Origin of the sequence: Paraflavitalea devenefica (assembly GCF_011759375.1) — a bacterium.
In the GTDB taxonomy this organism is placed as follows: domain Bacteria; phylum Bacteroidota; class Bacteroidia; order Chitinophagales; family Chitinophagaceae; genus Paraflavitalea; species Paraflavitalea devenefica.
Map to the genome: position 1 here is coordinate 290,622 of NZ_JAARML010000002.1, position 22,857 is coordinate 313,478.

The following is a 22,857-nucleotide window of genomic DNA, read 5'->3' on the forward strand; positions in this document are numbered from 1 at the left end:
CCCGCAGTGTCTCCCGAAGGGGACGCTGCGGAATTGGCTTTCAGAATCTTGGATTCTGGATTCTGAATTCTGGATGCTGAATTCTCTCCAATTCTGTTAATTATTTCCTAACGACTAAACGGTATGGGGAAAATCGTCGTCTAAGTTTTTGCCGCACAACCAATATCTTTGCGGCGCATTTATTTATTATAGCAATTATCACCAACTTCTCTCCGGGCCTTGGTTTGTGGGAACACGAACCAGGAAAGGAAAGGGAATTCATAAACACCCATAATGAAATCGATACTTTTATTCTTTAGCGCTTTAGTGGTAGGTTTTACAGGTATTTCCCAGACTAAAATAGGCGAGAACCCCGCTACCAGCGATCCTGCCGCCAAGAAAATACTCGATGAGGTCAGCGCTAAGTTTAAAACGTATAAGGCTGTACAGGCCGCTTTCGTACTGAAGAACGAAGATGCCCGGGGCAAAGTGCTCGACACCAAAAAAGGCACAGTGTCTATGAAAGGTTCCAAATACCGCGTGAGCCTGGCCGGCGGCACAGAGATCTTCTGCGATGGTTCCAACATCTGGACTTACGACAAAGCAGCCAATGAGGTGACCATTACCAAACTGGATGGTTCCTCCAGCATGATCACGCCCCAGAAATTATTTACCAACTTTTACGATAAAGACTTCCTGTACAAGCTCAATGGAGAAAAGAAAGAAGGCGCCAGGACCCTCGTAGAAATTGAAATGACCCCGGTCGACAAAACCAAGGCCTTCCATAAAGTATTGCTCCTGGTTGACAAGACCAGCAAAGCCATCTACAGCACCCGCATCCTCGACAAGAGTGGCACCCGCATCACCTACACCGTCAATACCCTCAACGGTAAGGCCGCGCTCACCGATGCCATGTTCACCTTCGACAAAAGCAAATACCCCGGCGTAGAAGAAGTGGATTTGAGGTAACTATTCCTCCCCCCACCGGAACGTACTGATATCCAGTCCCGCCAGGTCAAGCACCCGGTCGGCAACCGTAGCGGCTACGGCCTCTATAGTAGTGGGCTTACTGTAAAAAGAAGGGGAGGCAGGGCAGATAATACCGCCGGCCAGGGTTACCGTTTCCATATTGCGGATATGTACCAGGTTATAAGGCGTATCCCGGATCATGCAGATCAGCCGGCGCCGCTCTTTCAGTACTACATCTGCTGCACGGGTGATCAGGTCGGTAGATACCCCGGTGGCGATCCGGCCCAGTGTTCCCATCGAGCAGGGAGCTATGATCATGGTAGTAAACCGCCCCGAGCCCGACGCAAACGGGGCATTAAAATCCATCGTCGAATAAAACTTTACCCGCCCGGCGGCGTTCATATAATCCTTGTAATCGGTGTTGCCGAGCTCCGTTTCCCATACCTGCTTGGCGTTTTCCGTCATCACAATGGCCAGTTCCTGCCATTGGGCAGGAATCGTCAGCAGCTTTTGGATCAGCAGTTTGGGGTAAATCGAGCCGCTTGCACCTGTGATGGCCAGCACTATCTTATGCATGGGAATTGAATTAACTTTAAAATGTCAGAGCCTTGTCACCCTGAGCTTGTCGAAGCCTCAAAGACATAGGTAACTTTAAAAAAACAAAAGTAAGTATGCAAACCCTGAAACTACTTGTTTTCTTTACCTGGATCACTGTTTTTTCCTGCGGCCAGCGACCGGTGGAAGCCCAATCAAAAACAAAATGGCTCACCCTGCAGCAGGTGACCGACAGCCTGCAAAAGCAGAAAAGGCCGGTGCTCATAGACCTGTATACCGACTGGTGCGGCTGGTGCAAGGTCATGGATAAGAAAACCTATGCCAATAAACAGGTGGGCGCCTACCTGCAGGACAAATTCTATGCAGCCAAAGTAGACGCCGAGTCAAAAGAAAAAATTACCTGGAATGGTAAGGCCTATACATTCAACCAGAACTACCGCACCAATGACTTTGCCGTTTACCTTACCCGCGGTCAGTTGTCCTATCCCACCACGGTCATCATTCCGGTCGACGGAGAACCCCAGGCCGTGCCCGGCTACCTGACCCCTGCCGAGCTGGAATTGTTGGTGAAATATTTTGGGGAAGGCCACTATGGCAAGAAAGGATTTGATGAGTTCCAAAAAAGCTTTAAAGCCACCTGGTAGTGCATTGAATCCGGGAGGTAGCCCTAAAAGTAAAATGTTAAAATCGGTTAAGACAGGGTGAAAATCCGTCACGTGTAAACACGATAAGAATAACGGTTTAGCAAGGAATTATATACAAATAATCCAACACGCAAACGTTTGCATTAACAAGGCTGTTAACGATTCCCCTATACGTGGGTTGACTTAAATCAACTTAATCAAATACGCGCAAAAAAAAGCGTGGAATGCAACTATTGTTTCAACACTATCATCTTATATTTGAATTTTCATAGGATAAGGTTTAATGGTTAATGGTATTTGATTAGTGCAGTCCCGCCGCAAGGCGGGACTCTTTTTTTGCCCCTACGCGAAGACGCTATGCGAGGGCTTGTAGTCTCGAAGTTTTATTTTGTTGCCTTTGACAACACTACTTAATGCCCCTTTAGGGGCTATCGCTTTGTAGAAAAAAACACCACACAAATGTATTTTGCCCCGTAGGGGCTACCCTATTTCCCTTTAAGGATCCTCAACTTACTAAAATCAACAGGCTCCACCGGGATCGTAGCCAGGCCCGGGGTAAATGTGCCGGGCCTTTTCACCCGGTAAGTAAACACATTGCTGCGCCGGTTATTGACAAAAGTCAGTTCATTAAATTGCTCCCGTTGAGTGCCCAGGCAGGAAACTTCAATATAATAGCGGGCAGGAGGTACTTTCGGAATAACGATCTCATTGTTCACCGGGTGATACACCTTCTTAATAATCCCGGCGCCGGAATGATCGTACCGGTCAAAAATCACAAGTACTGAATCGGTATAAGGGGCGCTGGCGGTATGGGTAAGACGAATAGTTACGTCTACGCTGTCGGTGGGTAATTTACGCTGGGCATGCAGACTAACACTGCTCAAAAGCCAACCTGTCAGTAAGACAAGTACTGGGCGCATAGGAATTGGGTTTAAGGAAGTGGTGGATCATGGATCACTGGCTATCGTGGTAACAAAATACGCATTAGGCGAGGGATATGCCAGTAAACAGCCCGAAAAACGATGAACAGCCCCTTTATACAGATGGACAGGCGCAAAAAAAGGGTGAATTGGTTTGCTATAAATCAATTCACCCTTTTATTATTGACATTCAATATATTAAGCTTCTGCCATATCGGGAATCGCTTCTACCTTATAGTCGCCGGCATCCAGCTTCTTCTTCGTCTCCTCAAAGGCCTTCAGCGTGAGGCGGATATCCTCATCATTGTGGGCCGCTGTCGGGATCAGCCGGTAAATAATATGCCCCTTGGGAATAACAGGGTATACCACGATCGAACAGAAAATACCATAATTCTCCCGCAGGTCCATCACCATCGCAGTGGCTTCTTCCACGCCGCCCTTCATATACACAGGCGTTACCACAGAATCTGTTTTACCAATATCAAAACCTTTTTCCTTCAACCCCTTTTGCAGTTTCAGGGCATTTTCCCACAGCTTATTCTTCAGCTCAGGACGGGTGCGCAGCAATTCCAGGCGCTTCAGGTTACCCAGTACCAGTGGCATGGGCAGGCTCTTGGCAAAGATCTGGCTGCGGATATTATAACGGATATAATCAATAATCGATTTGGGACCGGCTACAAAAGCGCCGATAGAGGCCATCGACTTGGCAAACGTGGAGAAATACAGGTCTATCTGGTCCTGTACGCCCTGTGCTTCACCGGCGCCGGCGCCTGTTTCACCCAGGGTGCCGAAGCCATGGGCATCGTCCACCAGCAGGCGGAAGTCATACTTACTCTTCAGGTCAACGATCTCTTTGATCTTACCCTGGTCACCAGCCATACCAAACACACCTTCTGTGATCACCAGGATGCCACCGGCTTTTTGCTTCTCTACAAGAGCGCTGGCACGTTGCAATTGCTTTTCAAAATCCTCCAGGTCGTTGTGCTTAAACACATAACGGTGGCCGGGGTGAAGGCGCAAACCATCTATAATACAGGCATGGCTTTCCGCATCATATACGATCACATCATGGCGACCACACAGTACATCAATAATGCTCACCATACCCTGGTAACCAAAATTCAGCAGGATGGCGTCTTCCTTGCTTTCAAATTCGGCCAATTGTTGTTCAAGGAGTTCATGGTAATTCGTATTGCCGCTCATCATCCGTGCACCCATCGGGGTAGCCAGGCCAAACTGGGCGGCTCCCTCTGCATCGGCTTTGCGCACTTCAGGGTGATTGGCCAGTCCCAGGTAATTATTCAAACTCCATACTATCATATCCTTACCCCGGAACTTCATACGGCTGCCGATCTCTCCTTCCAGCTTGGGGAAGGCGAAATATCCATGCGCACGTTCACGGTGTTGGCCGATAGGCCCATAGTTTTTCAACAATCTTTCGAAAATGTCTGCCATATTATGGATTTATGTTAAAGGTTTGATTATGATCATCCAAGGGGCAAAAATAACGTTTTTGGTGCAATGGCTGGTATACGAAATGCTCACATTAATGTCAATAAATACAGTACGGGACTGATTTTGAACCCATAAGTTGAAAGAATGTTAAAATCTGAAGTCTGAGGTCTGAGCGTTTGATTCGTTTATCCTACTTCAGACCTCAGACTTCAGATTCCACGCAACGGTTTGTTGATCAAATTTTAATATGCCAATTGGCACCTGCCTATATCTTTGCCGGAAAATATGCCGGCATGCGAAAACTACTCCTCTTGTCCCTTGCTTGTATCCTCGTTTGCACTTCTTTTGCTCAGCGCAGAGCAAAGACCACCGATGTCAATGTGCCCGCCCGTCCTAAACTGGTAGTGGGCATTGTAGTGGACCAAATGCGTTGGGATTACCTGTATCGCTACTATGATCGCTACAAAGCAGATGGCGGTTTTAAACGTTTCCTGCAACAGGGATTTACCTGCGAAAATGCCCTCATTCCTTATACACCCACCATTACAGCTTGTGGTCATACCTGTATCTATACCGGCAGCGTGCCTGCCATTCATGGCATTACCGGCAATGCCTGGTGGGATAGGGATATGCAACGCAGTGTATACTGTACAGAAGACAATACTGTAAAATCAGTAGGCTCTACCGGCAGCACTGGCGAAATGAGCCCCCGCAACATGCTCACCAGTACAGTGTGTGATGAGTTGCGCCTGGCTACCAACTTCAGGAGTAAGGTCATTGGTATTGCCATCAAAGACCGCGGCGGTATCTTACCGGCCGGCCACACCGCCAATGCTGCTTACTGGTACGATAGCCGCACCGGCAACTGGATCACTTCTACTTACTACATGAACGACCTGCCGCAATGGGTGAAAGATTACAATGCCACCAAACCGGCCGACAAATATTACGCGCTCGACTGGAACCTCCTGTATCCCAAAGAAACATACCTGCAAAGCACGGCCGATGAAAAGCCTTATGAAGGCAAATCATTCGGCACTGATCAGAAAGGATTCCCTTACGATCTCAAGCGTTTCATTGGTAAAAACTATGGTACCATTGCCAGCACGCCGTATGGTAACTCCATGACAGCCGAAATAGCCAAAGCAGCAGTGGTGAATGAACAACTGGGTGCTGATGACATCACCGATTTCCTCGCAGTCAGCTTTTCTTCGCCCGATTACATTGGCCATTCCTTTGGCCCCAACTCTATTGAACAGGAAGATGACTTCCTGCGCCTCGATACTACCTTCGGCAACTTCTTCCGCTTCCTCGATGAGAAAGTGGGCAAAGGACAATACCTCGTATTCCTGAGCGCCGATCATGGGGTGGCGCATGTGCCCGGCTTCATGAAAGAAAACAAATTGCCCACAGGTACCATCCAGGATGATCGCTGGAATACAGAAATAGCCAAGGGCTTGCAGGAGAACTTTGGCATCACCGCTAAAATCATTTCCAGCACCTATAACTACCAGATACACCTGAACCACCGCCTGATGGATTCCCTGAAGCTGGATAAAAAAGCCATTAAACAATGGATTGTTGACTACCTCGGCAAACAGGAAGGCATATCCCGTGCTTTTGCCATCGATGAGATCATGACGGTGCCACTCACAGCCACACAACGTGAAATGATGGTCAATGGCTGGTATCCCCGTCGCAATGGTGATATCCAGATCGTATTGCAACCAGGCTGGATAGATGGCGGCGCCACCGGCACCACCCACGGCCTCTGGAATCCTTACGATGCGCACATACCCATGCTCTTCTATGGCTGGGGCATCAAACCTGGCCGCACCAACCGCGAAACCTACATGAGCGACATTGCACCTACCATCGCGGCCTTATTGCACATCCAAATGCCCAATGGCGCCACCGGCAAAGTAGTAGAAGAAGTAATGAAATAGGGGGTGGTACATTTCCAACTTATTTAATATTTCCACGCAGCGTCTCCCAACGGGGACGCTGCGTCTTTAAAAACCACGCCCAATCCGTACGCCCATTGTAACAAAACCGGACACCTGCCTGTTTCCGGTTGATATAACTTCATGATAAATAAGTTACTGCAATCCGGCATTCACTTTGGTACAAAATCGTTTTCTGTACACAGTAAATCCAAATTGTCATGCTGAAGAATTACCTGCTATTGGCAGTAAAGAACTTCCGGAAACAAAAACTGTTTTCCCTCATCAACATCCTCGGCCTTACCGTAGGCATCACCTGTTGCCTCATGATCTTCCTGTTTATCGTAAGTGAGTTCAGTTATGACAACTTCCATAAGAACGGCGACCATATTTACAGGGTAATGCGGGTAAGCCAGCAGTCGGGTACGACAAAATATATACCCTGGGTTTCGCCGCCCTACGCTGCCGCCCTGCACAATGATTATCCGGATGCGGTACAGCAGACCATGCGTGTATCTCCCCGGAATGACCTGATCACGTATAAGAATATCTCCTTCAATGAGAAAAAGATCATATCGGTCGACAGTAACTTTTTCACCTTCTTTAGCTTTACCCTGCTGAAAGGCAACCCGGCAACGGTGCTCAATGATCCTTCAGGTATGGTGATGACCGAGACCACTGCCAAAAAGTATTTTGGCAATGAAGACCCTATTGGAAAAGAGATTGAATTCAATAAAGAACGTCGCTTTAAAATAACCGGTATTGCCAAAGATGTGCCTGTCAACTCACACCTGGAATTCGATATGGTGATCCCCAATACCCGTTGGCACAACACCCCTTTTTTCAACCAATGGCCCAATAATGGGTTGTATGCATATGTGCAGTTGAATCCCGCTGTAAAGCCGGAGCAACTGGAAAAACAATTCCCCGCCTTCATGAACAAGTACATGGGAGCCTTTTGTAAGGCGAATGGGTTCAAGATAGACCTTACCATCAAGCCGCTCAAAGGCATCTACTTTGAAGGTGAATCACCCTGGGACCCCGTGAAGCATGGCAACCGCAAAATGGTATATATTTTTATGAGCATAGCCGTGCTCATCCTCGTGATCGCCTGCATCAACTTCATGAACCTGGCTACCGCAAGGGCTACCGACCGGTCGAAGGAAGTAGGACTGAGGAAAGTGTTGGGCGCAGTAAAAAAACAACTGGCCAGCCAGTTCATCTTCGAATCATTGCTCATGGCTACCATAGCAGCGGGATTGGCATCGCTGACTTTAAAACTATTGATGCCGGCCTATAACAATTTCCTGGGTTATGAACTCCCATCAGGCTGGAACAATCCCTGGTTCTATGCCTGCGTAGCTGGTATCATCCTCGTAGTAGGCGTACTGGCGGGTAGCTATCCGGCGCTCCTCATGTCTTCCTTCTCACCCATTGAATCCCTGAAAGGCAAGCTCAGGGTGGGGAAGGGAGGGGCCATGTTCCGCAAAGTGCTGGTGGTATTTCAGTTTGGCATCTCTGTATTATTGATCGTGTGCGTAACAATCGTGATGAAGCAGATGCATTATGTAAGAACAGCAGATCTCGGTTTCAATAAAGAACAGTCCATGATCGTAAGGCTCGACAATAGCGCGATATGGAACAATAAGGAATCATTCAAGAACCAGTTACAGGCCGATAAGTCGGTAATAAACGTATCGCTCATGAGCGGTGAGCCAGGAGGTTTTCACGATGGCTATGGCTTTGAAGCAGAAGCCAAACCCGGCGAGAAGATCATGATCAATACAGAGTTTGCCGATTTTCAATATGCAGGTACCCTTGGATTGAAAATAATAGCGGGCAGGGATTTCTCCCCGGGATACCCGACAGACTCAGTACAGGCAGTATTGATCAACCGGGCGGCAGTGGAAACCTTGGGTTATACTACGCCGGAACAGGCCGTAGGCAAATGGATAAAAAATATATCGGCCGACAGTGCACGTCGTACCATTGTAGGTGTAGTGGAAAATTATCATTTTACTTCCATGAAGCAAGTCATAGGGCCGCTGGTCATCTCTACCAAAAAAGGCGACAGGCGCCTGGCGCTGGTGCGGTTGCATACGGCACAGTTGCAGTCGGCCATCGAACGCATAAAAAAGATATATGCTGCCAATGCGCCCGATCATCCTTTTGAATACGATTTCCTCGACGAAAGGTTCGACAGGCTCTACAAAGCAGAGACCAGCCAGGAAACCCTGTTGAGTATCTTCTCCATTATAGCCATCGTCATAGCCTGCCTGGGTTTGTTTGGATTGGCTTCTTACACTGCGATAAAGCGCACCCGTGAGATCGGAGTACGCAAAGTGCTGGGCTCTTCGGTAAGTAATATTGTCCTCCTGCTCACGAAAGACCTGTTGCGCCCTGTACTCCTGGGTACCCTCATGGCCGTGCCCATTGGTTACCTCGTAATGCAGCAATGGCTGCAGGGCTTTGTTTACCGCACGGATATACACTGGTGGCTGTTCGCAATGGCGGCGCTCATCGGCGTGTGTATCGCCGTGTTTACCGTAAGCGTGCAGGCCATCAAAGCGGCACTGGCCAACCCGGTAAAAAGCCTGCGTACAGAATAGAGGCCCCGTTTTCAACGTCACACCATCCTTCTTCACAACGCTGGCGCAAGTATGCAGTCCGGCTAAGTGTGCAGGGTACTTGTGCCCTAAGCATTCTTATATATTTGATTTCTATATAATTACCATGATCGAGCCCGTAACTGGGTAAATACCCAAATAGTTGCAGCATTTTTATAAAAGGGTGTGTTTTCTTCCGGGGGACTGATATTTTTGTACCGATTAAAACATACATGATTATGAACAAACCCTTTGCTGCCTTTTCCCGGTGGCTTTTTCTCCTGGTAGTCAGCTTTACTGCCGGGCAATCCATCGCCCAATCCGGGCTCACTACAACCTTACCGGTCGATCCCAAAGTGAAGATCGGTAAGCTCGACAATGGCCTTACCTTCTACATACGCCAGAACAAAAAGCCTGAGCAGAAAGTAGAACTTCGACTGGTACTTAATGCCGGTTCTATTAATGAAGACGATGATCAGCAAGGGCTGGCGCACATGGCCGAGCACATGGCCTTCAATGGTACTACCCATTTCAAGAAAAATGACATCGTTTCTTTCCTGCAGAACATAGGCGTGGGTTTCGGTAATGACCTCAACGCCTATACCAGCTTTGATGAAACCGTATACATCCTGCCCATCCCTACCGATAAGCCCGGCAACCTCGAAAAAGGTTTTCAGGTGCTGGAAGACTGGGCGCACAACGTTACCTACCTCGATGATGACATTCACAACGAGAGGCCCATCATCCTCGAAGAAAGCCGCATGGGTAAAGGTGCCAACGACAGGATGTTCAAAAAGATCTATCCCAAACTTTTTGAAGGTTCCAAATATGCAAAACGCTTACCGATCGGGATAGACAGCATCATCCGCAACTTCAAGCCCGATGCCATCCGCCGTTTCTACAAGGACTGGTACCGTCCGGACCTCATGGCGGTCATCGTGGTAGGGGATATCGAACCGGCCAAAGCAGAACAAATGATCCGCAAGCACTTTGCCGGCATGACCAATCCCACCGCTCCCCGCAAAAGGGAATACGCCGATGTGCCTGCCTATGCTGCCAATGATGCCATGATAGTTACCGATAAAGAAGCGACCAGCTACGCGGTATCCATCAACTATCCCGCTTTCAAAGACGTGCCTTCTTCCACAGTGGGCGGTTACCGTGATCACCTCGTAAAGCAAATGTTTGTATCGCTCACCAACCAACGCCTGCAGGAGCTTACCCAGAAAGAGAATCCACCTTTCATCTATGGTTCTGTAAGCTTTGGTTCCTATGCCCGCGGCTATGATGCCTTTGGCGCCTTTGCGGCGGCCGGCACCGGCGATGTCAACAAATCCCTCAATGCCCTGGTAGAAGAAATTGAAAGGGTAAAACGCTATGGCTTTACAGCCGCTGAACTGGAGCGCGCCAAAAAATCAATGCAAGCCAACTTTGAGCGCGCCTGGAACAACCGCGATAAAACAGAGAGCGATAACTATGTGGATGAATACGTAAACCACTTCCTGCAGCAGGAACCGATTCCGGGCATCGACAAGGAATATGAATACGTAAAGACCCTCGTACCCGGTATTACCCTCGAAGAGGTCAACGCGGTATCCAAAAAATTCAAAGACGACAAGAACCGTTTTGTATACGTAACCGGACCAGAGCCAAAGGCCGACACCAAACTCCCGGAAGGAAAGGACCTGCTGGCCATCATTGACGCCAAAGAAAAAGCAGACATCAAGCCTTACGAGGAAAAAGCAATAGCCACTACCTTAATGAGTACCACGCCTAAAGCTGGTAAAGTAGTGTCTAAAACTAAAAATACCGTGCTGGGTACTACCGAACTCAAACTGAGCAACGGGGTGACTGTAACACTGAAACCCACTGATTTCAAAAACGACCAGATCTTAATGGGCGCCAGCCGTCCCGGTGGAAAGAACAACTATGGCCTGGCCGATAAATACAATGCTGAATATGCTGTGCAGATAGTAAGCACCATGGGTATAGGGGACCTTTCGCCCACCGACCTGCGTAAAGTACTGGCCGGTAAAACAGCTACCGTAACGCCTTCTTTTAGCGGTATATCAGAAGGTGTACGGGGCAACTCCAGCATCAAAGACCTGGAAACCATGTTCCAGCTTACTTACCTCTACTTTACAGCACCACGCAAGGATACGGCTTTGTTCCGCTCTTATGTGCAGCGCAACAAATCGCAGTTTGCCAACATAAGTGCCAACCCGCAGGCTGTGTTCATTGATACCATGTACAAAACATTGTACAGCAACAACCCATTGGCGCCGGTAACAGTACCCAACAGCGCCTTCTTTGATAAGATCAACCTCGACCGCTCACTGGCCATTTACAAAGAGCGTTTTGGTGATGCCAGTGGGATGAACTTTGCCTTCGTAGGCAGCTTCAGGGAAGAAGAGATCATTCCTTTCATTGAAACCTACATCGCCAGCCTGCCCGCTACCGGTAAAAAGTTCACCTTTGTTGACAACAAAGTGCGTCCTGTGACCGGTAAAAAAGAGTTGACAGTCAATAAAGGCAAAGAAGAGAAGAGCACCATCCTGGCTTTCTATACAGGCGAAGTGCCTTACACAGAAGACATGGACCTCAAAACACAGGCCCTGAGTGAGGTATTGAACATCCGCATCATTGAAGAGCTGCGGGAAAAAGTACAGGGTATCTACGGCGGCGGTACCTTCAGCGGCCTGGAAAAATATCCTTATACCAACTACAGCTTTGTATTGCAATTGCCCTGCGGACCTGAAAAAGTAGATACCCTGCTCAAAGCAGTGAAGAAAGAATTTGCCGATATGGCTGCCAAAGGACCCGATACCAGCTACCTGAACAAAGTGAAGACCCAATGGACCGAACAGAACAAAGTGAAGATGAAAGAGAACGGTACCTGGCTCGACGCGCTCCTCGATATCAAATTCAAAGGAGATGATCCGGACCGCTTTATCAATGCGGAGAAGTACATTAAAAAGCTCACGCCAAAAGATGTGCAGCAGGCGGCCAAGCTCATCCTCGATGGCAAGAACCACTTCTATGCTGTACAGATGCCGGAAAACTACGGCACTAAAACAGCAGGTGGCGACACCCCGAAGAAAGGGTTTTAGCAACCGGTACTTTACAATTAATTAATAATAAGCCCTGATAATTGTCATTCAATTGTCAGGGCTTATTCTTTTAGAGAATCCAGAATTCAGAAGCTTTTGAAGCAAAAAGAATAATGCAATCAGGAACTGTATTATTCTGGATGCTGAATACTGGATTCTTTCTTGCAACTCCGTTGCTATAAAAATATTCCAACATCTTCTTTTTCACACTAACTTAGAAGTATACCCGTTCGACTATTCTTTTCCCCTAAACGTTTCACTTTTTATTTGTTAGCAACTTTCTCTGATTAGCAACTACTCCCACCAACTTTGTGTGTAGTAACCCTGCATACCTGTTATTCTATTTTTTGTTAACCAAAAAAACAAAAGCACATGAGAAGTCTTCTAAAAGTGGCAGCCCTATTTGCCCTGCTCACAGCAGTATTTTTTTCCTGTAAGAAAGACGCAAAGGAAACACCGCTCCCCCAGGAAGCGATTTCACAACAAGTATTGGACAAGATCTATGAATTAGGTTTTGGCAACAAGAACGTAGCCCGGCATCCGGAAGGATACCTGGTGGAAGGTGATATCGTAATTACCGAAGAGGACCTGCGTTCTTCACCCGATCGTAAGCTCATACGTGTAGGTGATGAAGAGCAGTACCGTACCACCAATACGGTAACCGGTCTTCCACGCAACATTACCGTTCGCCTTAATTCTTCATTGCCTGCCCGTTATACCACGGCGCTTAATTCAGCCATCAGCCGTTACAATGCGCTGGGCCTGCGTATTACCTTCTCCAGGGTTACTTCCGGTGGTAACATCGTGATCAATCCGGCGCCCTCCGGAGCTGGTTACCTCGCTTCTGCCGGTTTCCCTTCTTCCAGTGGTAATCCTTATGGTTCCGTATTGGTGAACAGGAGTTACCTCGATACCTGGAACATCAACACCGTTACTTCTATCATTGCCCATGAAATAGGTCACTGTATTGGCTACCGTCATACCGACTATGCCAATCGTGCCTATAGTTGTGGCGGTTCTGCAGTGAATGAAGGTCAGGCAGGCGTTGGCGCCATCCATATTCCCGGTACACCCACTACCAATGCTGTTTCGGGTTCCTGGATGCTCGCCTGTATTGGCAATGGCGTAAACCGTCCGTTCATCAGCAGCGACATCACTGCTTTGAACTACGTCTATTAATTGTAAATCATCTATTCCCCCTTGTGCAGGGACGACTACACAAAAGCCGGTAAGTTTAATTGCCGGCTTTTTTTGTGATTATACTATGTTAAGGGTTCCTGTATTAACAAATTTCCAATACAAAGAGGCATATCCTTTGGATTTATAAGGGCAGAACCAAATCAATAGATTATGAAACGTATATCCTCAGTACTATTGCTCGTAGCGATTGGCTCCATTTCCGCGATGCATACTTCAGCCCAGGTAAGTGTAAGTGTCAACATCGGAACACAACCTCAATGGGGACCGGTAGGGTATGACCAGGCCGATTACTATTACCTGCCCGATGTGGAAGCTTACTACTACATACCACGCAGGCAATTTATTTACCTCGATGCCGGCCACTGGGTATTTGCCGCCAGCCTGCCCGGAAGATACCGCGGGTACGATCTCTACAGCGGATACAAAGTAGTCATCAATCAACCCAGGCCCTATGATCATTTTTATGACCACAGAGACAGGTATGCACGCTACAGGAACTGGCGCGGCCGCCAGGAATGTATCCGTGATTACGATAGACCACGCTACTATGAAGATCGTCGCGATCACCACCGTGGTCGTGGACATGGGCACGGTCGTGGACACGGCAGAGGCCATGGAAGGGACAGAGATTGGGACTAAATATAGTAGACTACAAGTCCCTGCTTAGCGGGGGCTTTTTCATGCCATGCAGGTTTATTGCTTAGACTATCAATATATTAACAATTATTGCCATGAAGAGGCATGCGATTTGAAGAGGATATAGTGAATCCTAAAACACTTTGTATATGAAACGTTTATTGTCGGCATGCCTGCTAATAACAGGATTAGCCCTGACCAATCAACAAACTTCCGCCCAGGTAAGCGTAAGTGTCAACATTGGTACACAACCCTTGTGGGGGCCTGTTGGCTATGATGTAGTGGAATACTACTACCTGCCAGATGTGGAAGCTTATTATTATGTGCCCCGCAGGCAGTTTGTTTACTTAAGTGGTGGCAACTGGATATTTGCTACAAGCCTGCCCGTCCGCTACCGTACCTATGATCTGTATACAGGCTATAAAGTGGTGATCAATGAACCCAGGCCGTATGTGCATTTTGCCGATCATAAGGTCAAATATGCTAACTACAAAGGAACACGCGGCAAACAAGTGGTTATCCGCGACAGCCGCGATTCTAAATATTACGTCGTAAAAGGTCATCCCGGCAACAAAGGAAATGCTGCTAAAAAAGGACATGGCCATGGAAAAGGCAAAGGGAAAAACAAATAGGAAGGAGACTTTTCTTTAATGGTAGATCTTGATCAGCTTGTTATTACCAGGCGGATAAGTTTTCAATACCTCGTACCGTAATCCCAGTTGCTGCAGGCAGGATAGGGTAGACGGGTAATACGAAATGACATAATCACTTTTAAGTAAAGCGTCCCGGAGTTGAGTACCTGTATTGTGAACGTCTATTTCCGGTAAATATTCCGCCTTGGGTTGCAGGTCATACAGTAGTGCATAATAATTGACATATACGCCTGCAGTGGAGTAACCCATATAGGGATGCTGGGGTTTTTGTGCATAAAGGTCCAACACGGGCTGTTGCGAATTCGTTTGCAGGGGCCATTCATAGCACAAGTGCCTGTTGGCATTGCGATAAAGATGTGCTGCCCCGGCAAAAAATACAACCATTCCTGTTGCTGTACCCAGGAACCGGAACGTTTTTGGGAAAGACAGGTATTCGCCTCCGGCAAAGCAGATGAGCAAAATACCCGGCACATACCATTGCAGGGCTGTTCGTTCAGACAGGTAAGGGTTCTTCAACAACAGATGAAACAGGACATTAAGCACAACAATACTTACGAAAGGCAGGCATAGGATAAACCCTGTGCTGATTTTTTTACTATACCAGCACCTGAAAGTGTACCAGGTGCATACTATTACCAGCAGGAAGCAGGAAACATACGTAAGTACGGGCGACAGGTAGCTATACGATGCCCGGTACAGGCTGCCCTCCCAGGTGGTTTCAACCAATGATTCCATGAGGTCTGTTTCGCCTCCGAAGTAGAGGGTTTTGCCGTAATACTTTAAGAAAAGCAGGTCGGCAATAGTAACAATCATCAGAAGTACATACAGCAGAAAGAGTCTCGAAGTTGTTTTATGAATAGGCGTTCTGTTCACATACTTACTGATTGCCAACTGGCATACGAATAAACCTGCCATCCCTGCCACCGTATAAAAAAAGGAAATATTAGAGGCTAAAGCCAGCGCATTCAGAATGATGACCATCAGCCATGGGCGATATTGAAAGGAAGTTTGGGCGGCTTTTACAAAATAAACGATACTCCATGCCTGGAAGGTCATAGCCAGGCTGTAGCCGCGCGCCAGTGAAAAGAAATCAAGGATATATGGATTGAATAACACAAGGGCATAGAAAATAAGTTGGCCGGATAAGCCTTTAATAAGGCTGCTTAAACGGTAGATAGCGAATGCAAAGAACGGGAAGGCCAGGATACATTGCAGGCGCATGACGCCCGGGGTATCACCAAAAACCATGTTGAATATTTCCATAAAGAAAGTATTCAGCCAATGGTTATTGGCTGTACCAAACATGGCAATGAAATAATTTGTTTTTACCAGGTAATAAGAGTACGCTTCATCATGTGTCATATCTATGGTAAAACCATGCACCCATACAAAGACCCATAATATAAGAGTGACCAATAAGTGTAGAACAAAAAATCGTTTTTGGGAAGCGGACAGCGATTGAAAGCGTACAAACAATTGGTTCAAAACTAAAAAATTAAGTGAGCGTTTTACGGCGTAAAATATACAAAGCTTTTGTAGAAACAAAAGCTTTGTAGAAAATGTCTTTGTCCCCCAGAGCTTGTCAAAGGGCGGCTCACCTTGGTTAAGCCACAGTAATACCTTTATCCAGGTATACATCCTGTGTAGCTTCTAATAACTCCACACCCTCTTTAAAGGGCCGCTGAAAAGCTTTTCGCCCTAAAATAAGTCCCATACCACCGGCGCGTTTATTGATTACGGCAGTATACACAGCATCCTGCAGGTCATTGGCGCCCTTGCTTTCACCGCCGCTGTTGATCAATCCCACCCGGCCGCTGTAGCAGTTCAATACCTGGTAACGGCAAAGATCAATGGGATGATCGCTGGTTAGCTTTTCATATACCAGCGGAGATGTTTTACCGTGTTTGGTAGCCAGGTAACCGCCATTATTGGTAGGCAATTTTTGCTTGATAATATCGGCCTGTAAAGTAACACCCAGGTGATTGGCCTGGCCGGTAAGGTCGGCAGAAGTATGATAATCCACGTCATCTACCTTAAAGCCACTGTTACGGGTATAGCACCACAGGATCGTGGCCATACCCAGTTCATGGGCATGTTCAAAAGCCTGGGCTACTTCTTTTAACTGGCGGGCGCTTTCTGCCGATCCCCAGTAAATCGTAGCGCCCACAGCTACAGCGCCCATATTCCAGGCGCTCTTGATCGTGCCAAACATCGTTTGGTCATACTTATTGGGCAGGCTCAGGAATTCATTGTGATTGATCTTTACCACGAAGGGGATGCGATGCGCATACTTGCGGCTCATCAGGCCCAGTACGCCATACGTAGAAGCTACTGCATTACAGCCGCCTTCAATGGCCAGCTTTACAATATTTTCCGGGTCAAAATAAATGGGATTGGGCGAAAAGGCCGATCCGGCACTGTGCTCAATACCCTGGTCTACCGGGAAAATGCTGCAATAGCCGGTATTGGCCAGGCGGCCATGGCCCAGCAGCGTTTGAATACTGCGCAATACAGGATTGCTGCGGTTGCTGTTGATCCAGCTTTTCTCTACATGGTCGGGGGAGGGGAGGGAAATGGTCGATTTGTCAATGGTGTTACACTGGTGGCTTAAAAGATAAGCGGCTTTATCACCCAGCAGGTCTGTAATTTTCTTGGATGGCATAACAAAGTTTGAAAATGAATAAAAGTCGGCAGTTCGAAAGTACAACCCCTGCAATACTTGTGCTATACCCCCCAGGTAAACAAAAAATAACAAAGTCCCGCCGGAGGGGCGGGACTTTTAAACTATGTTGCCATTCTGTTGACGGGCTTCAAACCATAGCCCTTTATCAATGAATGTTTTGTAAATCTTATGCGTTCCTGTTAATACAGTTCAGGTCCTCAAAAGCTGTTTCCAGGCGTTTAATGAACGTTTCTTCGCCTTTGCGCAGCCATACGCGGGGATCATAATGCTTCTTATTAGGCTTGTCCTTTCCTTCAGGATTGCCCAACTGGCCTTGCAGGTACGCTTCGTTCTTCTTGTAGAAGCCCAGAACGCCTTCCCAGAAAGCCCATTGCAGGTCGGTATCAATATTCATCTTGATAGCGCCATAGCCGATCGCTTCCCGGATCTGGTGTTGGGGTGAGCCGCTACCGCCGTGGAATACGAAATATACAGGCTTGGGACCTGTTTTCAGATGCTGTTCAATATACACCTGGCTGTTCTTCAGGATCTCAGGGCGCAGTTCCACATTGCCGGGGCTGTACACACCGTGTACATTACCAAAGGCGGCTGCCACGCTAAACAGGCGACCTACCTTGCTCAGTTCGGTATAAGCAAAAGCGACGTGCTCAGGTTGTGTATACAGCTTGTCATTCTCGATGCCGCTGTTGTCTACGCCGTCCTCTTCACCGCCGGTAACACCCAGCTCAATCTCAATGGCCATGCCCAGAGGCTGCATGCGTTTGAAAAACTCCACAGAAGTATGGATATTCTCTTCAATAGGCTCTTCAGAAAGGTCCAGCATGTGGGAGCTGAAAAGGGGTTGCTTTTTCTCTTTATAGAATTGTTCGCCGGCATCAAGCAGTCCGCTTATCCAGGGCAGCCATTTCTTGGCGGCATGGTCGGTATGCAGTACCACGGGAACGCCGTAATACTTAGCTACATTATGGATGTGCAGGGCGCCGGAAATACCACCGGAGATATTGGCCTGCAACTGGTCGTTGGGCATGCCTTTACCGGCGATGAACTGGGCGCCGCCATTGGAAAACTGGATAATAACCGGGGAATTTACCTTGGCAGCCGTTTCCAGGGTGGCATTGATCGTGTCGGTGCCAATGGTATTCACGGCCGGCAGGGCAAACTGGTTCTCTTTTGCGTCTTTATACAAGGCTTCTAATTCTTCGCCAAATAGCACGCCGGCTTTATATTTCTTCATGATTTTGCTGTTTTTCCTTTTATTTGATTAATAAGTGGTTACGATTCTTACGATTTATTTAAAAAGATGCACTGTTTCTTAAATGCGCCGCGAAGATAAGAAATAGTGGGGATTGGTCAAATGATGCTCCTGGGCTGCTTTATACTTACCTTAAGCACCCAACTCGCCTCCATCAAACAAGCCTCCTGGAGCAAAGTGGTACGAATGGAAGATCCCGCAGGCATGCAGTTTACTTTATTCGAAAGCTCTACGCTGTTTGAGTAGTGGAATAACAGCCAGAAAAGGAATATTATAACCTGCTGATAACTTGTACAAGCGGGTGAAAAATGATAATTTCAGCGCGCGCCTGAAACCGTTAGAAAACATACCTATTTTATGAGAATGTTGACCTGGCTGGCAGCAGTCATTTTTCTTTTCAGTTGTGGACTACCCCCCGCAAAACAGAAAGTTCATTTCAGTTGCCATTTGCTTTTGGATAAGCAATTTATTGACTCAATTGCCCGGTCTGTAATAAACAAAGGGAATGAACATATCTGGAACTTGTCAGATATTGATACAACAGAATATCTTACAACAGAAGACTACTTTACAAATACGACCACAAAGAACAGGCTGGTATTCATAGGAGGCGAAGCTGGCTTGTCGGCAGGAACAGCCCACAATCTGCTTATTTTATTCTCCTGTTTGGATTCACTCAGTATTGTGTGGGCCGGCCAGATAGGGGATTTTGATATGCTTGACCTAGACAATGATGGGATAAAGGACATCGTCTGTGAGTCTGGTACGACATGGATGGGCGAATGTAATGACAGTTACGATATCTTTAATTTTAAAGGCGGTGACCGGCATATGCTCTATTCGGCCCGCTCTACTTCCGTTATAGATTGCGGTCAGGATAGCCTGGGAAGTGTATATAAGAAGGGTGATACCATTGAAAGAAAATTTGACTGCTCAATAGTCAGGCCGTTTGGTAAGCATTACCTTGTTCAGCAAATACGAACAATAAAGGTCCACAATGGTGGTGAAACAAATAGGGATATTACGAAAAATCTAATGATCACTAAAGACACTACCCTCATCGCACTGAAATGACTATATGGAATTAAAACTTATTGTTGTCCGGACGAGTAACCCTGAAAAACTGGCTGGCTTTTATGCCTTATTAGGTCTTGTTTTTGACTACCATAAACATGGTAATTCGCCTTACCATTATTCCACAACCCTTGGACACACTGTTTTGGAGATTTATCCGCTGGCTAAAGGCCAGGAGGAAGCAGACAAACACTTACGATTAGGCTTTGGTATTGAAGATTTCGATAAAAAGATTACCATATTAAAAGAAAATAAGATTGTCTTTTCAATTGAGCCGGTACAAACCGATTTTGGCTACATGGCAGTTGTTCCTGACCCGGATGGCCGGAAGATTGAATTGTATAAAAATTAATCTGAATTAATAGTTTATTATTATGGCCTACATCATGGTAGACATCGAAAGCGACGGTCCCATTCCGGGCGACTATTCCATGATCTGCTTTGGAGCAGTGGTAGTGGAGGAAGGGCTGAACAAAACCTTTTATGGTCAACTCAAACCCATCTCGGAAAAGTTCGTTCCGGAAGCATTGGCCGTTTCCGGTTTCACCAGGGAACAAACCATGGACTTTGATGATCCCAAAACAGTCATGGAGAAATTCGGCAACTGGATACAACAGGTGGCAAAAGACAGACCTGTCTTCATAAGCGATAACAATGGCTTTGACTGGATGTTTATCTGCTGGTACTTTCATCACTTTACCGGCTCCAATCCTTTTGGCCACAGCTCCTACAACCTGGGCAGCCTGTATAAAGGGATCGTGAAGGATACTTTTAAGAACTTTAAACACCTGCGGCAAACCGCCCATACCCACCATCCCGTGGATGACGCCAAAGGGAATGCTGAGGCCTTGCTCACCATCAAAAAAGAGTTTGGTCTTAAGATAAAATTCTGACAGATAATCAATTCATGCCAACATACAAGTGGCAACCTTTTAAAATAAACAACCTTATGACAAAAGCATTAACACTTTTCCTGTTGATTTTTATATCAAGTATGGCACCTGGTTGTGGTAACCAAAAAGACAGTATAAAGGCCGGTTCAATTTGTACCGTCGAAGACGGTGAAGGGAAATTTGGCGTTATAAAAGTACTTGTTATTGACGATGAGATGGCGCATGTCAAAATCTATAAAAACAAGTATGACCAACGTCCCGATACAATTGATGTAAAGACTTTAAGTTTGGGTTCAATAAATGATGGAGAGGAGGTTGGTATAGGGCATGTGCCCTTAGCAAGAAAAGAATTTGACGGCTGGAAGCCGATACCTGTAGGTTTTGAAGCAGTTACCAAAGAGGACTTGGAAGGGTACGATATCTGGAAGTCTCAATAAGTAAAATGTAGCTAAACTCTTTTGATATGACCCCAACAAAAAACAGCATAGAAATCCCTTTAAGTAAAAAGAAAATAACATTAATACTCATTGGTTCAATTGTATTTGTGGTGCTGGGAGTTTGGTTTGTAATGGAACCAGACAAATTTAGCAGAGGGCCATTGCGCAATCCTACAGTGGTTATCATAATAGGGATTGCTGCTATCGTTTTTTTTGGCATTTGTGCATTGTATGCTTTACGCAAATTGCCGGATAACAAACCTGGACTGATTATGGATGAATCCGGGTTAACAGATAATTCAAGTGCGGTATCTGCAGGGCAAATATTGTGGACCGATATTAATGACTTTTCGATAATTACTATTCAAAAGCAACACTTTATTTTACTGCATGTTAAGAACCCGCAGGATTACATTGACAGGCAAAAAGGCGTTTTTAAGAAAAAAATGATGCAGGTGAATTTCAAGCTATATGGCTCCCCTTTAACATTAAATACCAATGGCCTGAAGATCACTTTTGACGAATTGCATAAACTGATTACAGAAAGGGTAGGCCCAGGTAAAGGATAGTTGCTAATCCTCAAACTTCCCCAAATTCTTCTGGATAAGCGCCAGGTTCTTTTGGAGTGTTTGCTTCAACTGGCGTTTCACCAGTTGGCCCATAGACGTGCATTTATTGAAAGCCGGGTTATGGAAATACTGGCCCAGCTCTGTTTTTAATTGCAACAACTTTTCCGGCGTGGAGATCTTATCCCGGGCCATCGTATTCAGCAGGTCCATCAGCCGGAAGCGGGTGGAGGCTACGCGGAAAGCCATCATCGTCCTTTCTTCAGCCTGGTATTGCTCAATGGATTGTTTATTCAGGTACTTGCTGCACAGGTTCACCAGCTCTATATTCTCCTTGAAGAACTGCGGAAGGTACAGGTTCTTCCGGCCTTCATACGATTGCTGGTCAAAATCAATAGCACGGATGCGGTACTGGTAATCCTCAATATCCGGCGTAATGTCTACCACGAAATTATAAGAACGCATATCACCCAGCAGGCGTACAAAGCAACGCTCGTTGAACTTCACAAACTCCTTGGCCAGCCTGATCTTATTGGTGGCCGGACCATCAAGGTGCGTCTGGATGAATACATCGCCCGGAATGCCGGGTATATGCTCCTCTACCAGCGTATTATTGTGCGTGAGGTAGGTGATACGGTTGGGCGACAGCAGGTGTTCCAGTTCCAGTCCGTAAATGCGGGAGGCATCGGCTATCTTGATATAATAGTGATCGTAGTTGTCGTTGAACTTATTAATAATGCGGATGCGGAAGGGGTGGGAGTTGCCAAAGCTGCAATAGTCAATCCGTGCTACATCCAGGTGCGCGGTAAACGTAAGGTCGCCTTCTGTTTTCAGGAAGGCATACATCTTCACCAGGCCCGACCGGATATATTCCCAGTCGCGCATATCATACACGGCTTTCTCCCAAAGCGTGTCTTTCCCGTACTTATCTTTCAGGGGAATGGAATAAGTAATACGCAGCAGGTCATTATAAGATACCGGCAGCTTCACTTCCCGGCCATGGATCTTGAGGTACTGGCGCAGAGAGTCCTGCACGGGAAACATGGGTTTCTTGCGCGATGGCTTATTATTCTCTTCCGGTGTGAAATTGGGTACCAATGGGAATGCTTAATATTAACACTACTTATTTAGATGCTGATATAAATTAATTTTTTTGGGTCAACAGCTTATCCGGCGGCTGTTTCAGTTTGCTTTTTCTGCGCGCTAAATTAGCTGAATTCCACTTCTGGCGTGCATCTTGATCCATAAAAACTCAAAGAATTTAACAAAATAGAATTATATT

Annotated in this window: 20 protein-coding genes; 13 read left to right on the top strand and 7 right to left on the bottom strand. The window is 46.7% G+C overall.

The features are described 5' to 3' along the window. The first annotated feature begins 273 nt into the window (after positions 1-273). Positions 274-948, top strand: coding sequence for a LolA family protein (locus HB364_RS10770; protein WP_167287989.1), 675 nt, complete (start codon positions 274-276; stop codon positions 946-948). On the opposite strand, the gene HB364_RS10775 is transcribed toward HB364_RS10770, so the two are convergent. Next, positions 949-1,524, bottom strand: coding sequence for a UbiX family flavin prenyltransferase (locus HB364_RS10775; protein ID WP_208419932.1), 576 nt, complete (start codon positions 1,522-1,524; stop codon positions 949-951). Positions 1,525-1,619: 95 nt separating this feature from the next. Between HB364_RS10775 and HB364_RS10780 the strand changes: the two genes are divergently transcribed. Further along, positions 1,620-2,147: a thioredoxin family protein gene (locus HB364_RS10780; RefSeq protein WP_167287990.1), complete on the top strand. Its 528-nt coding sequence runs from the start codon at positions 1,620-1,622 to the stop codon at positions 2,145-2,147. A 485-nt stretch (positions 2,148-2,632) separates the two neighbouring features. On the opposite strand, the gene HB364_RS10785 is transcribed toward HB364_RS10780, so the two are convergent. Continuing rightward, entirely contained in the window at positions 2,633-3,067 is a 435-nt protein-coding gene (locus HB364_RS10785; protein WP_167287991.1) for a hypothetical protein, read from the bottom strand. A gap of 198 nt (positions 3,068-3,265) precedes the next feature. After that, a complete protein-coding gene (locus HB364_RS10790) occupies positions 3,266-4,522 on the bottom strand; it encodes an aminotransferase class I/II-fold pyridoxal phosphate-dependent enzyme (protein WP_167287992.1) in 1,257 nt (418 codons plus the stop codon). A 293-nt stretch (positions 4,523-4,815) separates the two neighbouring features. Here HB364_RS10790 and pafA point away from each other — a divergent pair, with 293 nt between their 5' ends. The 6 genes from pafA (at position 4,816) to HB364_RS10820 (ending at position 14,649) form a co-directional block, all read left to right on the top strand. Next, positions 4,816-6,468: an alkaline phosphatase PafA gene (gene pafA / locus HB364_RS10795; protein ID WP_167287993.1), complete on the top strand. Its 1,653-nt coding sequence runs from the start codon at positions 4,816-4,818 to the stop codon at positions 6,466-6,468. Positions 6,469-6,686: 218 nt separating this feature from the next. After that, positions 6,687-9,074: an ABC transporter permease gene (locus HB364_RS10800; protein WP_167287994.1), complete on the top strand. Its 2,388-nt coding sequence runs from the start codon at positions 6,687-6,689 to the stop codon at positions 9,072-9,074. 236 nt (positions 9,075-9,310) lie between these two features. Further along, positions 9,311-12,181 (top strand): M16 family metallopeptidase, encoded by a 2,871-nt coding sequence (locus tag HB364_RS10805; RefSeq protein ID WP_167287995.1) that lies wholly within the window; start codon positions 9,311-9,313, stop codon positions 12,179-12,181. Between the two features lie 372 nt (positions 12,182-12,553). After that, positions 12,554-13,360, top strand: coding sequence for a M57 family metalloprotease (locus HB364_RS10810; RefSeq protein ID WP_167287996.1), 807 nt, complete (start codon positions 12,554-12,556; stop codon positions 13,358-13,360). Between the two features lie 171 nt (positions 13,361-13,531). Further along, a complete protein-coding gene (locus HB364_RS10815) occupies positions 13,532-14,020 on the top strand; it encodes a hypothetical protein (RefSeq protein ID WP_167287997.1) in 489 nt (162 codons plus the stop codon). Positions 14,021-14,166: 146 nt separating this feature from the next. Continuing rightward, on the top strand, positions 14,167-14,649 hold the full coding sequence (locus HB364_RS10820) for a hypothetical protein (RefSeq protein WP_167287998.1): 483 nt from the start codon (positions 14,167-14,169) through the stop codon (positions 14,647-14,649). Between the two features lie 15 nt (positions 14,650-14,664). On the opposite strand, the gene HB364_RS10825 is transcribed toward HB364_RS10820, so the two are convergent. From HB364_RS10825 to fbaA, 3 genes are all read right to left on the bottom strand, one after another. Beyond that, positions 14,665-16,032: a hypothetical protein gene (locus HB364_RS10825; RefSeq protein ID WP_167287999.1), complete on the bottom strand. Its 1,368-nt coding sequence runs from the start codon at positions 16,030-16,032 to the stop codon at positions 14,665-14,667. A gap of 241 nt (positions 16,033-16,273) precedes the next feature. Beyond that, on the bottom strand, positions 16,274-17,332 hold the full coding sequence (locus HB364_RS10830; RefSeq protein WP_167288000.1) for a class I fructose-bisphosphate aldolase: 1,059 nt from the start codon (positions 17,330-17,332) through the stop codon (positions 16,274-16,276). A gap of 187 nt (positions 17,333-17,519) precedes the next feature. After that, positions 17,520-18,587: a class II fructose-bisphosphate aldolase gene (gene fbaA / locus HB364_RS10835; protein WP_167288001.1), complete on the bottom strand. Its 1,068-nt coding sequence runs from the start codon at positions 18,585-18,587 to the stop codon at positions 17,520-17,522. A gap of 375 nt (positions 18,588-18,962) precedes the next feature. Here fbaA and HB364_RS10840 point away from each other — a divergent pair, with 375 nt between their 5' ends. The 5 genes from HB364_RS10840 to HB364_RS10860 are packed head-to-tail and all read left to right on the top strand — an operon-like array spanning position 18,963 to position 21,578. Further along, positions 18,963-19,679, top strand: a complete 717-nt coding sequence (locus tag HB364_RS10840; protein ID WP_167288002.1) for a hypothetical protein — start codon at positions 18,963-18,965, stop codon at positions 19,677-19,679. 4 nt (positions 19,680-19,683) lie between these two features. After that, on the top strand, positions 19,684-20,031 hold the full coding sequence (locus HB364_RS10845) for a VOC family protein (RefSeq protein ID WP_167288003.1): 348 nt from the start codon (positions 19,684-19,686) through the stop codon (positions 20,029-20,031). Between the two features lie 22 nt (positions 20,032-20,053). Then, the gene (locus HB364_RS10850; protein WP_167288004.1) at positions 20,054-20,572 is read left to right on the top strand and encodes a 3'-5' exonuclease family protein; all 519 of its coding nucleotides are present in this window, start codon (positions 20,054-20,056) and stop codon (positions 20,570-20,572) included. A 56-nt stretch (positions 20,573-20,628) separates the two neighbouring features. Further along, on the top strand, positions 20,629-21,009 hold the full coding sequence (locus HB364_RS10855; protein ID WP_167288005.1) for a hypothetical protein: 381 nt from the start codon (positions 20,629-20,631) through the stop codon (positions 21,007-21,009). A gap of 26 nt (positions 21,010-21,035) precedes the next feature. After that, complete coding sequence (locus tag HB364_RS10860; RefSeq protein WP_167288006.1) at positions 21,036-21,578, top strand: STM3941 family protein; 543 nt, start codon at positions 21,036-21,038, stop codon at positions 21,576-21,578. A 3-nt stretch (positions 21,579-21,581) separates the two neighbouring features. Here the strand turns inward: HB364_RS10860 and HB364_RS10865 are convergent, their stop codons facing one another. Further along, positions 21,582-22,673 (bottom strand): hypothetical protein, encoded by a 1,092-nt coding sequence (locus HB364_RS10865; protein WP_208419933.1) that lies wholly within the window; start codon positions 22,671-22,673, stop codon positions 21,582-21,584. Positions 22,674-22,857 lie beyond the last annotated feature (184 nt).

Excerpts from the sequence above, each read along its gene's own strand:
- HB364_RS10770 (WP_167287989.1), top strand. The coding sequence starts at position 274 with ATGAAATCGATACTTTTATTCTTTAGCGCTTTAGTGGTAGGTTTTACA.
- HB364_RS10775 (WP_208419932.1), bottom strand. The coding sequence starts at position 1,524 with ATGCATAAGATAGTGCTGGCCATCACAGGTGCAAGCGGCTCGATTTAC.
- HB364_RS10780 (WP_167287990.1), top strand. The coding sequence starts at position 1,620 with ATGCAAACCCTGAAACTACTTGTTTTCTTTACCTGGATCACTGTTTTT.
- HB364_RS10785 (WP_167287991.1), bottom strand. The coding sequence starts at position 3,067 with ATGCGCCCAGTACTTGTCTTACTGACAGGTTGGCTTTTGAGCAGTGTT.
- HB364_RS10790 (WP_167287992.1), bottom strand. The coding sequence starts at position 4,522 with ATGGCAGACATTTTCGAAAGATTGTTGAAAAACTATGGGCCTATCGGC.
- pafA (WP_167287993.1), top strand. The coding sequence starts at position 4,816 with ATGCGAAAACTACTCCTCTTGTCCCTTGCTTGTATCCTCGTTTGCACT.
- HB364_RS10800 (WP_167287994.1), top strand. The coding sequence starts at position 6,687 with ATGCTGAAGAATTACCTGCTATTGGCAGTAAAGAACTTCCGGAAACAA.
- HB364_RS10805 (WP_167287995.1), top strand. The coding sequence starts at position 9,311 with ATGAACAAACCCTTTGCTGCCTTTTCCCGGTGGCTTTTTCTCCTGGTA.
- HB364_RS10810 (WP_167287996.1), top strand. The coding sequence starts at position 12,554 with ATGAGAAGTCTTCTAAAAGTGGCAGCCCTATTTGCCCTGCTCACAGCA.
- HB364_RS10815 (WP_167287997.1), top strand. The coding sequence starts at position 13,532 with ATGAAACGTATATCCTCAGTACTATTGCTCGTAGCGATTGGCTCCATT.
- HB364_RS10820 (WP_167287998.1), top strand. The coding sequence starts at position 14,167 with ATGAAACGTTTATTGTCGGCATGCCTGCTAATAACAGGATTAGCCCTG.
- HB364_RS10825 (WP_167287999.1), bottom strand. The coding sequence starts at position 16,032 with ATGACACATGATGAAGCGTACTCTTATTACCTGGTAAAAACAAATTAT.
- HB364_RS10830 (WP_167288000.1), bottom strand. The coding sequence starts at position 17,332 with ATGCCATCCAAGAAAATTACAGACCTGCTGGGTGATAAAGCCGCTTAT.
- fbaA (WP_167288001.1), bottom strand. The coding sequence starts at position 18,587 with ATGAAGAAATATAAAGCCGGCGTGCTATTTGGCGAAGAATTAGAAGCC.
- HB364_RS10840 (WP_167288002.1), top strand. The coding sequence starts at position 18,963 with ATGAGAATGTTGACCTGGCTGGCAGCAGTCATTTTTCTTTTCAGTTGT.
- HB364_RS10845 (WP_167288003.1), top strand. The coding sequence starts at position 19,684 with ATGGAATTAAAACTTATTGTTGTCCGGACGAGTAACCCTGAAAAACTG.
- HB364_RS10850 (WP_167288004.1), top strand. The coding sequence starts at position 20,054 with ATGGCCTACATCATGGTAGACATCGAAAGCGACGGTCCCATTCCGGGC.
- HB364_RS10855 (WP_167288005.1), top strand. The coding sequence starts at position 20,629 with ATGACAAAAGCATTAACACTTTTCCTGTTGATTTTTATATCAAGTATG.
- HB364_RS10860 (WP_167288006.1), top strand. The coding sequence starts at position 21,036 with ATGACCCCAACAAAAAACAGCATAGAAATCCCTTTAAGTAAAAAGAAA.